The following is a 9,289-nucleotide window of genomic DNA, read 5'->3' as shown; positions in this document are numbered from 1 at the left end:
GACGGCCCATCGCGGCGACCCACGGAGCAATGCCGGAGTGAGGGCATGCCGAGCCTTAGCGAGGCACCGAGTGGTGGGGCAAAGCCTTTTGCTTACTTTTTGGCGTTTGAAAAAGTGAGTCGCTGTAAGAGCGAAACCATAGGAGGCCGTTACCGCAGCAATGGATATGTACCCCTAGACCGCGTCATCGTTCTTCGCCGGCAAGCCTGGCTCCTACAAGGGTTGTGGTTGTTTTCAGATCCCGGCCAGTGCCAGGTCCATCGCAAAATACGTGAAAATCAGATCAGCCCCTGCCCGCTTGATGGCGCCCAGGCTTTCGCGCACCACGCGATCTTCATCGATGGCCCCCGCCTGTGCGGCGAACTTGATCATCGCGTACTCCCCGCTCACCTGATACGCCGACAAGGGCAGGCGCGAGGCTTCGCGAATCTCGCGGATGATGTCGAGGTACGCTCCGGCCGGCTTGACCATCAGCGCATCGGCGCCTTCCTGTTCGTCCAGCAGCGACTCCCTCACCGCCTCACGACGATTCATCGGGTTCATCTGGTAGCTTTTGCGATCGCCCTTGAGCGCGCTGCCGCCAGCTTCGCGGAACGGTCCATAGAGCGCCGAGGCGAACTTGGTCGAATAGGCCATGATCGCCGTCTGGGTGAACCCGGCGGCATCGAGCGCCCGGCGAATAGCCTGGACCTGCCCGTCCATGGCGGCCGATGGGGCAATCACGTCAGCACCGGCACGGGCAGCAGCCACCGCCTGTTTGCCGAGGTTGAGCAGGGTCTGGTCATTATCGACCTCCAGGTTGTGCATCACCCCGCAATGCCCGTGGTCGGTGTACTCACAAAAACAGGTATCGGACATCACGATCATTTCCGGCACGGCATCCTTGGCGATACGCGACATGCGCGACACCAGGCCATTGTCGTTCCAGGTATCGCTGCCGTTGCTGTCCAGGTGATGGGACACGCCAAAGGTCATCACCGACTTGATCCCGGCACGGGCATATCGCTCGATCTCCCCCGCCAGCTTCGATTCCGGAATGCGCATCACACCGGGCATGCTCTTGATCGGCACGAAATCGTCGATTTCTTCTTCGACGAAAATCGGCAGTACCAGGTCATTCAAGCTGAACTCGGTTTCCTGGAACAGACTGCGCAGGCTTGCATTGCGGCGCAGACGGCGTGGGCGTGCTTCGGGGAACTGACTGGACATGGAGATGCCTCAAAAAACGAAAAACAGGACGAAAGTCGTAGAGGGGGCAAAGCTTATGCCCTGCAAGGTGCAGGGCACAAATCACCCGGGAGAAATTACCCTTACCGCACCCGCAATAATCGCTCCCGCACAGGTCGGGTCAATCAAAGGGCCAGCGTGCCGTCGATACAGGTCACCACCGCCCCGCCGATCCAGATGTCCTCCCCCACCTGTTCCACCTGGATGCGCCCCGCGCGGCCCATCGTCAATCCCTGGCTGACCACGTAGCGGGCCGGCGCCAGCCCTTCACCGAGCAGCCATTGGGCAATCCCGGCGTTGAGGCTGCCCGTGGCCGGATCTTCGGGCATACCGTCACCAGAAATGAATGCGCGGACTTCGAACTGCGCTTCATCGCCATCGCGCTCCGCTTGCCACGGCGCGATGACACCCACGGCGAGGCCGAGCATGTGCGAATGGTCCGGTCGCAAGTCCAGGACTTGCTGGCGATCCGCGAGCATCACCGCCAGCCAGCCCGCACCGTTATCAACCCATTGCGCGCGGACAATCGCCTGCGGCTCCAGTCCCAGGCCCAAGCACACACGCGCCATCAGACTGGCGTCCACCGGCCCGGTCTTGAGCAGTGGCGGAGCGAGAAACGCCAGCTCCGCGCCCTGCCGACGGACCCGCACCAGGCCGACACCGCACTCCTGGATAATCTCTTCCCCCTCGGGCACACCCCCGGCTTCAAGCCAGGCATGGCAAGTGCCCAGCGTCGGATGTCCGGCGAACGGCAACTCCTTGAGGGTGGTGAATATCCGCACCCGATAATCGGCACGGGGATCCTGTGGTTCCAGGATGAACGTGGTTTCGCTGAGATTGGTCCAGGTCGCGAACGCCGCCATGCGTTCATCGCTCAGCTTGTCGGCACCAAACACCACCGCCAGCGGATTGCCTTTGAGTGGTACGCGACTGAAGACATCGACTTGCTTGAAATTGAATGAATGCATGGCCGTCCCTGGTCCTGATCAGATCGTATCGTTTGGCTTGGGGATTTCCAGCCCGCGCTTGACCGCCGGCCGCGCCAGGAATTTCTCCAGCACCCGCGTGACGTTGGGGAAGTTCTGGATGCCGACCAGGTCGCCGGCTTCATAGAAACCGATCAGGTTGCGCACCCACGGGAAGGTCGCGATATCGGCGATGGTATAGCGCTCGCCCATGATCCAGTCGCGCCCTTTCAAGCGTGCATCGAGGACACTGAGCAGGCGTTTGCTCTCCTCGACGTAGCGGTCACGCGGACGCTTGTCTTCGAAGTCCTTGCCGGCGAATTTATTGAAGAAGCCGAGCTGGCCGAACATCGGGCCAATGCCGCCCATCTGAAACATCAGCCACTGAAGGGTCTCGTAGCGCGCCGCCGATTCCTGGGCCAGCAATTGCCCGCTCTTGTCGGCGAGGTAGATCAGGATCGCCCCGGACTCGAACAGCGGCAACGGCTGGTCGTCCGGACCATGGGGATCGAGAATGGCCGGGATCTTGTTGTTCGGGTTCAGCGACAGGAACTCGGGCGAAAGCTGGTCATTGGTGTCGAAGCCGACGCGATGGGGCTCATAGGGCAGGCCGATCTCTTCGAGCATGATCGAAACCTTGACGCCATTGGGGGTCGGCAAGGAATACAACTGAATCCACTCAGGGTAGCGTGCCGGCCATTTGCGGGTGATGGGGAACGCAGACAAATCGGTCATGGGAGCCTCCACGAGAAATTGAGAATGCCGATCATAAAGGAGATGACCCGGACTGCGGCGTCTGGCGCCATGATTATCGCTGATGGTCAAGATCAAGCGAGATCACTGTGTTTGTCTGACCGCTCGTGTAGGGTGTCCATAATTTCGCAACATCCTGTCGATAACCTTTGCTGCAACCCGCCAAAGGTTATCGGTAGAGTGCTGCGCTCTCGGCCGGAATCGAACCAAACGGGCTTCAGGGGACTCTGAGTAATGTCCCTTTGATACGGAACGGCTCCACGACATGGAAAACACCCGACGCAGGAAAGTCGCGGTGCAAAGGTTTGTCAGCCTTAACCCAATGCGCTGAAGAACCTTTTATTCAATGATCAATCCCTTGAAATTCACCCGACACTTTAAACATCGTGCGTATTTGCTCCTGCCCGCCTTGCTGGCAGCCAGCGCGTTGTTTTTGGCGCTGGAGTCCAGCGAAAGCCGCGCCCAGCCGGTGGATGGCACCCAGACCCTGGTGTTCCTGCGCCATGCGGAAAAGCCCGAGGGCGGCCTGGGCCAGCTCAATTGCCAGGGCTTGAACCGCGCCATCGACCTGGCCACCCTGCTGCCAGAAAAATTCGGCAAGGCCGACTACGTGTTCGCCGCCAACCCGACGCGCAACGTCGAGGAAGGCGAACTGGACAATTCCTACAGCTACATCCGCCCCTTGATGACCATCAGCCCCAGCGCGATCAAGCTCGGTTTGCCGGTGAACATCGACTTCTCGGCCAACGACACCAGTGACCTGGCCGATGAACTGCTCCACGACAAGTACCACAACTCGGTCATCTATACGGCCTGGTCCCACGGCTATCTGCCAGAACTGATCAACAAGGTCGCCGGTGAAGCCGTTGGCCAGAAACAGAAGATCACCGAGGACTGGGAATCGAGCGACTATGACTCGCTGTACGTGCTGACCCTGACCTGGCACAACGGCAAGGCCAGCCTGCAGAGCCATAGCTACAAGCAGGGGCTGGATAACGGGCAGGAGAGTTGCCCGACCTGATTCTGGGGTACCTGATAGGGCGCCTTCGCGAGCAGGCTCGCTCCCACGGTAGATCTTCAATAAACGCCGAATTTGTGTACGCCGAAGATTTACGGTGGGAGCGAGCCTGCTCGCGAAGGGGCCGGCAAGACCACCCTCACCCGCGCTGAATGCCCCGCTCGCGCAAATACTCCAACACCGCCCCCCGCTCCCCGGCAAACTCGATCCGCGCCCCTTTCTTCTCCCGCTGAAAGGCATACATCGGGTCGTAATACTCAACCAGCAAGCCCTCGATCCAGCCCCGGTGCAAATCCACCGCACCACTGCGCCCTTGCTCGGCCAAAGCCTCTTCCATCAGGATCAGCATGCGCCGGTGCCGCTCGCCGCCCAGTCGCTTTTGCACATTGTCCAGGCTCGCCAGCAAGCGCTCGGAAAACAGCGCAAAACCTTCCTCGCCATGCACCGCGATGAACTCGGCACACAGGTCCACCACGTAATCGCGCAGGATTCGCTCGATCCGCCCCTCCAGGCTGTCTTCGAGCCAGACCATCGGGAACTGTTGCATACCCTGGTACAGCGGCAGTGGCAGTGCACAACTGCCGACCGCGCGGCTTTCGTCTTCGAGCACGAACTGTTCGACACCGCGGGCGCGCTTTTTCAGCACGTCCACGGCCAGGCGGTTTTCAAAATCGATGTTCGACGGCTGGCCAGTAACGCGCTTGCCGAAACTGGAACCGCGATGGTTGGCATGTCCCTCAAGGTCCAGGCCGTTGTCCAGTTGCGTGAGCAGCTCGGTTTTACCAGTGCCGGTCATGCCGCCCAACAAGACGAAATCGCATTGGGCCACGGCCTGGTCGAGGGTTTCCAGCAAGAAGGTGCGCATGGCCTTGTAGCCGCCGCCTACCCGCGGATAGTCGATGCCCGCCTCGTCCTTGAGCCATTGCTGGACGATCTGCGAGCGCAGGCCACCACGAAAACAATACAACAGGCCATCAGGATGGGCCCGGGCAAAATCCGCCCAGGCCTGGATGCGCTCGGCCTTGATGGCGCCGGACACCAATTGATGGCCCAGCTCAACAGCCGCCTGCTGCCCGTATTGCTTGTAACAGGTACCGATCCGCTGCCGTTCGTGATCATTCATCAGCGGCAGGTTGACCACGCCGGGAAACGAGCCCTTGAGAAACTCGACCGGCGCACGAGCATCCATCATTGGCCGGTCGTTGAGAAAAATGTCGCGGTAATCAGTGCAGTCGACGGGCATCACGACACCTCGACCGCGCGGCTATGTCGCTCGACCAGTTCGCCGATTGGCGTCAGGTTCAGCCCCAGTTCAGCGGCGACTGCGAGAAACTCGGCATTGCCCTCGGGCGTCACGGCGACCAGCAGGCCACCGCTGGTTTGCGGGTCGCACAGCACGCGCTTGTGCAGCTCCTGGAGGCGCCCGAGCTTGTCGGCGTAGCTGTCGAAATTGCGCAATGTGCCACCCGGCACACAGCCCTGGTCGATGTAATACTCGACGCCCGGCAAGCGTGGCACCCGTTCATATTCGATGCGGGCGGTGAGGCCGCTGCCATCGGCCATTTCCACCAGGTGCCCAAGCAGGCCGAAACCGGTGACATCGGTCATCGCGGTAACGCCGTCCAGCTTGCCAAAACGGCTGCCGGGTTTGTTCAGGGTGCACATCCAGTCGCGGGCCAGGCCCACATCGGCGCTGCGCAATTTGCCCTGCTTCTCGGCCGTGGTGAGCACGCCGATGCCCAAGGGCTTGGTCAGGTACAACAGGCAACCGGCCGTGGCCGTGTCATTGCGCTTCATGTGGCGCTTTTGCACCAAACCGGTGACGGCCAGACCGAAGATCGGCTCCGGTGCGTCGATCGAATGCCCGCCCGCCAAGGGTATCCCGGCCTCATCGCACACCGAGCGCCCGCCGCGAATCACTTCCCGGGCAATCTCTGGCGCCAGCACATTGACCGGCCAGCCAAGGATCGCGATCGCCATCAATGGATCGCCCCCCATGGCGTAGATATCGCTGATGGCATTGGTGGCTGCAATGCGGCCGAAATCGAAAGGATCATCGACAATCGGCATGAAAAAGTCGGTGGTCGACACCACGCCACGTTCTTCATCGATGGAGTAAACCGCCGCGTCATCACGCGAAGCATTGCCGACCCACAGTTTCGGATCAAGATTCTGCGCCCCGCTGCCGGCCAGAATCACTTCCAGCACCTGGGGGGAAATCTTGCAGCCACAACCAGCGCCATGGCTGTATTGGGTCAGGCGGATCGGCTCGCTCATGGGGGCACCTCTTGGGATCAATGGGGCCGATTCTACCAGAGCGGCCACTGCCCAAGTGGGCGTCGCCTGCCGGAATGCGCCGATGACATGCACCGTCGGACAATCCGAATGAATTTTCCCAGCGCCCAACGATCCCTCTATGTACAACAGGGAGGAACAAAGGCTCTATGAACAACGCAAAACTGTTCGTCATTGAATACACTCTTCATGGCGTCCCCAAGTCGTTCATCATCCGTCTGGACAAAATGAACAACGCGGAGGCCTGGCATTGGGCAAGCTGCGACGCGGGGGTTGGACGCATTCCTCGCTTTGGCCGTGAAAAAGTGCAGAAGACCAGCAAACCGATGGCGGAAAAATTCGGCGTGGAGAACGTCAAGTGGCGCCCGGCCGGCTAGCCGGGCAGCGATCAGGATTGGGGGGGGAAGAAAATGACTTCGACACTCGTCAGCAGCCCTGCACATCTGGACTACGGTCTGGATACGTTGTTCGGCCGCGTCACCCGCAGCACCGAATGCCGGGTCGGCCTGGAACAGGTCGAAGGTGATCCGACGCGCTTTGCAGTGAGAGTCCCGGCGCCCTTGCCGGAAGATCTGGAGCAGGCCAAGACGGTGGTGGTCAGGGTCGATGGACGACGCCTGGCGGGCACCGTGCGCCACAGCGAACGGCAGGACGACGACAGCCTGAAACTGGAAGTGGAGCCCGACTAGGCCCCACGTTCCTGTGCACAAGGGTCAGTGCGCACACTTGCAGCCTTTATGGGCGCACTCTTCGCCGTGCTCGTGGTGCTTGGAACAGGCTTCACAGCAATAATGCTTGCCGTGTCGCACGACAGGATGTTCACCGAGCTTGCAGTTGCACTTCGGACAGTCACAGATGCTTTTTTCATCGGTCATGGTGCTGACTCCTTTGGCAGTGGTCGTCGGCGGGCTGGATGAGCAGCCCGTAGTACCAGTGTAGGAGTTGATCAGGGGGCAGGCCGCCGTGACGGCTCAACCCGTCGCCCGGCTGCTGCTGCGATACATCAATACCAGGGCCAGGCCCAATAGCACCATCGCCAGCACCCGACTTCCCGACAACTCGATCGCCGGATTGCCCAGCCAGCCGAAATTATCGATCAGCATCCCCATCCCCAGTTGCCCGACAATCACCGCCACCGTCGCCACCGCCGTCCCCACCCGCGGCACCGCACCCACCATGACCATCATGTAGACCACACCGAACAGCGCCCCGCCGAGCTGCCACTTCGGCACGTCGAGCAGGCTCACGGCGTGGGCCGGTTCGAAAAATACGATCAGCAACCCGGTCAGCACCGTCCCCACCACAAAGGTGAGCAAACTGCTGCGCAACACGCCGACCGTTTCACCCAGGCGCCCGTTGATCGCCGCCTGCACGCTCAGGATCGCACCGGCCGCCACGACCAGCGCCAACAAAATAATCAGACTCATCATCAACCCCGTGCAATCAGGACTAGTGCCGCGACAATCAGCAGCAAAGCCAGCCAGCGCTCAGCGTTGACTTTCTTGCGGGTGGTGCCGAACCAGCCGAAATGGTCGATCAGCACACTTTTACCGACCTGCCCGGACAGGATCGCGATCATCGTCATCGCAATGCCGATGTGCGGTGTGGCCAGCGTCAGCACCACGACATAGATCGGCCCGAGAAACCCGCCGATCAATTGCCAGCGCGGTAATTGGCTCAGCGCCGGGCCCTGTTGCGGGCCGCTGAGCAGCAGCAGGAAAAACAGAATCGCCGAGCCGACGCCAAAAATGCTCAAGGTCGCCCACAAATGACCGACCTGAACGCCCAATGGCCCCAGCAATCCGGCCTCCACGGACAGGCCCATGCCCGCCAGGATCACCAGGGGCAGCAGCAACAGGCGCAGCCCTGGCCGAGCGGTCGGCGTTGCTGCGGCAGCGACGTTGTCGAGAGAAGAAGACTGCACGGTAAAACTCCGTTCAAGGAAACATGGCGCGCATTATCGATTGTCACTGCTGTGCGATAAATGGGAGAATCTGGACAACACTTTTGCGTAACGCGCACAGCAGGACTCACGATGCACGGCCTCAACGAACTGGGTTTCAAGGCACTCCGGCTATTTGTCGCGGTGCTCGACAACGGCAGCTTTTCCGAAGTCGCCCGCCGCGAGGGCGTGGCGCCCTCTTCGATTTCCCGCCAGATCCAGTTGATGGAACAGGCCTTGAACCAGCAATTGCTTTACCGCCACACGCGCGCGGTCACGCCGACCGAGGCCGGACGGCTGCTGGGGGAACACGCGCGATTGGTACTGGTGCAACTGGAGGAAGCCGAACAGGCACTGCAGGAACAGCAAAGCGAGCCAAGCGGACTGGTGCGGATCAACGCGCCGGTGGTGTTCGGCCAGCGGCATCTGACCCCGTGGCTGGGGCAGTTGTGCGCGCGTTATCCGAAACTGCAACTGGATATCCAGCAGACCGACAGCTACGTCGCCCCCTTGCAGGAAGGCGCCGACCTGCTGTTTCGCATCGGCCCCCTGCACGACTCCAGCATGCAGGGGCGAATACTCGCTCCCCAGCGCTTTCAGGTCGCGGCGAGCCCGGCGTACCTGCAACGCCACGGCACGCCACGCCACCCTGACGATCTCGCCACCCATCAATGCCTGGCCTACAAAGGGGTGGCAGGCCTGCAACGCTGGTTTTTCCGCAAAGGGCAACTGCCATGGACCCCCTATGCGGTGAAAGGGCCGATCACCGGCAACCACGCCGACACCCTGACCCAGGCCGCCGTGCAGGGCCTGGGGCTGGTGATGTTTCCATCATGGTTGATCGGCGAGGCGGTGCGCAACGGCACGCTGGTGCCGGTTCTGGGGGACTACCAGGTCTCCAACAGCCTTGAGCCGCAGCAGATCGCCGTGCTCTGGCCCTGCAGCCGCCGCCTGTCGGTGAAAGTCAGGACAGTGATCGACTTCTTCGTCGAATGCTTTGGCGAAGTCCCCTATTGGGACCTGTAGGAGCCGGTTTGCTGGCGAGGCGATGGTGGCCGTGATGCCGCCATCGCTGGCAAGCCAGCTCCT

12 protein-coding genes are annotated in these 9,289 nt (G+C 61.2%); 4 read left to right on the top strand and 8 right to left on the bottom strand.

Going from position 1 to position 9,289, the window contains the following annotated elements:
- Positions 1-234: 234 nt before the first annotated feature.
- From hemB to QLG10_RS29460, 3 genes are all read right to left on the bottom strand, one after another.
- Positions 235-1,209 (bottom strand): porphobilinogen synthase, encoded by a 975-nt coding sequence (hemB, locus tag QLG10_RS29470; protein ID WP_282488471.1) that lies wholly within the window; start codon positions 1,207-1,209, stop codon positions 235-237.
- 143 nt (positions 1,210-1,352) lie between these two features.
- On the bottom strand, positions 1,353-2,195 hold the full coding sequence (locus tag QLG10_RS29465) for a PhzF family phenazine biosynthesis protein (RefSeq protein ID WP_282488470.1): 843 nt from the start codon (positions 2,193-2,195) through the stop codon (positions 1,353-1,355).
- 18 nt (positions 2,196-2,213) lie between these two features.
- Positions 2,214-2,927, bottom strand: a complete 714-nt coding sequence (locus QLG10_RS29460) for a glutathione binding-like protein (RefSeq protein ID WP_110746576.1) — start codon at positions 2,925-2,927, stop codon at positions 2,214-2,216.
- A 364-nt stretch (positions 2,928-3,291) separates the two neighbouring features.
- Between QLG10_RS29460 and QLG10_RS29455 the strand changes: the two genes are divergently transcribed.
- The gene (locus QLG10_RS29455) at positions 3,292-3,966 is read left to right on the top strand and encodes a histidine phosphatase family protein (protein ID WP_110746574.1); all 675 of its coding nucleotides are present in this window, start codon (positions 3,292-3,294) and stop codon (positions 3,964-3,966) included.
- A 136-nt stretch (positions 3,967-4,102) separates the two neighbouring features.
- On the opposite strand, the gene mnmH is transcribed toward QLG10_RS29455, so the two are convergent.
- A complete protein-coding gene (gene mnmH / locus QLG10_RS29450; protein ID WP_282488469.1) occupies positions 4,103-5,206 on the bottom strand; it encodes a tRNA 2-selenouridine(34) synthase MnmH in 1,104 nt (367 codons plus the stop codon).
- Positions 5,206-6,240 (bottom strand): selenide, water dikinase SelD, encoded by a 1,035-nt coding sequence (gene selD, locus QLG10_RS29445; RefSeq protein ID WP_282488468.1) that lies wholly within the window; start codon positions 6,238-6,240, stop codon positions 5,206-5,208. Before selD ends, mnmH begins: the two co-directional genes overlap by 1 nt.
- Before the next feature lie 167 nt (positions 6,241-6,407).
- Here selD and QLG10_RS29440 point away from each other — a divergent pair, with 167 nt between their 5' ends.
- Together QLG10_RS29440 and QLG10_RS29435 are read left to right on the top strand one after the other, a co-directional pair.
- The gene (locus QLG10_RS29440) at positions 6,408-6,635 is read left to right on the top strand and encodes a DUF6555 family protein (protein ID WP_110746569.1); all 228 of its coding nucleotides are present in this window, start codon (positions 6,408-6,410) and stop codon (positions 6,633-6,635) included.
- A 33-nt stretch (positions 6,636-6,668) separates the two neighbouring features.
- On the top strand, positions 6,669-6,947 hold the full coding sequence (locus tag QLG10_RS29435; protein WP_020799441.1) for a hypothetical protein: 279 nt from the start codon (positions 6,669-6,671) through the stop codon (positions 6,945-6,947).
- Positions 6,948-6,971: 24 nt separating this feature from the next.
- Here QLG10_RS29435 and QLG10_RS29430 read toward each other — a convergent pair whose 3' ends face one another.
- From QLG10_RS29430 to QLG10_RS29420, 3 genes are all read right to left on the bottom strand, one after another.
- A complete protein-coding gene (locus tag QLG10_RS29430; protein WP_110746567.1) occupies positions 6,972-7,133 on the bottom strand; it encodes a metallothionein in 162 nt (53 codons plus the stop codon).
- A gap of 96 nt (positions 7,134-7,229) precedes the next feature.
- Positions 7,230-7,688 (bottom strand): DMT family transporter, encoded by a 459-nt coding sequence (locus QLG10_RS29425; protein WP_282488467.1) that lies wholly within the window; start codon positions 7,686-7,688, stop codon positions 7,230-7,232.
- Entirely contained in the window at positions 7,688-8,182 is a 495-nt protein-coding gene (locus QLG10_RS29420) for a DMT family transporter (RefSeq protein WP_110746566.1), read from the bottom strand. The genes QLG10_RS29425 and QLG10_RS29420 overlap by 1 nt, the downstream gene beginning before the upstream one ends.
- Positions 8,183-8,293: 111 nt before the next feature.
- Here QLG10_RS29420 and QLG10_RS29415 point away from each other — a divergent pair, with 111 nt between their 5' ends.
- Complete coding sequence (locus QLG10_RS29415) at positions 8,294-9,226, top strand: LysR family transcriptional regulator (protein ID WP_282488466.1); 933 nt, start codon at positions 8,294-8,296, stop codon at positions 9,224-9,226.
- Positions 9,227-9,289 lie beyond the last annotated feature (63 nt).

Origin of the sequence: Pseudomonas sp. V98_8 (genome assembly GCF_029967975.1) — a bacterium.
GTDB lineage: Bacteria > Pseudomonadota > Gammaproteobacteria > Pseudomonadales > Pseudomonadaceae > Aquipseudomonas > Aquipseudomonas umsongensis.
Note: the sequence above shows the minus strand (reverse complement) of the source record. Positions and strands in the feature narration are given on the sequence as shown.

Excerpts from the sequence above, each read along its gene's own strand:
- mnmH (WP_282488469.1), bottom strand. The coding sequence starts at position 5,206 with ATGCCCGTCGACTGCACTGATTACCGCGACATTTTTCTCAACGACCGG.
- QLG10_RS29415 (WP_282488466.1), top strand. The coding sequence starts at position 8,294 with ATGCACGGCCTCAACGAACTGGGTTTCAAGGCACTCCGGCTATTTGTC.
- QLG10_RS29460 (WP_110746576.1), bottom strand. The coding sequence starts at position 2,927 with ATGACCGATTTGTCTGCGTTCCCCATCACCCGCAAATGGCCGGCACGC.
- QLG10_RS29430 (WP_110746567.1), bottom strand. The coding sequence starts at position 7,133 with ATGACCGATGAAAAAAGCATCTGTGACTGTCCGAAGTGCAACTGCAAG.
- QLG10_RS29455 (WP_110746574.1), top strand. The coding sequence starts at position 3,292 with ATGATCAATCCCTTGAAATTCACCCGACACTTTAAACATCGTGCGTAT.
- QLG10_RS29465 (WP_282488470.1), bottom strand. The coding sequence starts at position 2,195 with ATGCATTCATTCAATTTCAAGCAAGTCGATGTCTTCAGTCGCGTACCA.
- hemB (WP_282488471.1), bottom strand. The coding sequence starts at position 1,209 with ATGTCCAGTCAGTTCCCCGAAGCACGCCCACGCCGTCTGCGCCGCAAT.
- QLG10_RS29440 (WP_110746569.1), top strand. The coding sequence starts at position 6,408 with ATGAACAACGCAAAACTGTTCGTCATTGAATACACTCTTCATGGCGTC.
- QLG10_RS29425 (WP_282488467.1), bottom strand. The coding sequence starts at position 7,688 with ATGATGAGTCTGATTATTTTGTTGGCGCTGGTCGTGGCGGCCGGTGCG.
- selD (WP_282488468.1), bottom strand. The coding sequence starts at position 6,240 with ATGAGCGAGCCGATCCGCCTGACCCAATACAGCCATGGCGCTGGTTGT.
- QLG10_RS29435 (WP_020799441.1), top strand. The coding sequence starts at position 6,669 with ATGACTTCGACACTCGTCAGCAGCCCTGCACATCTGGACTACGGTCTG.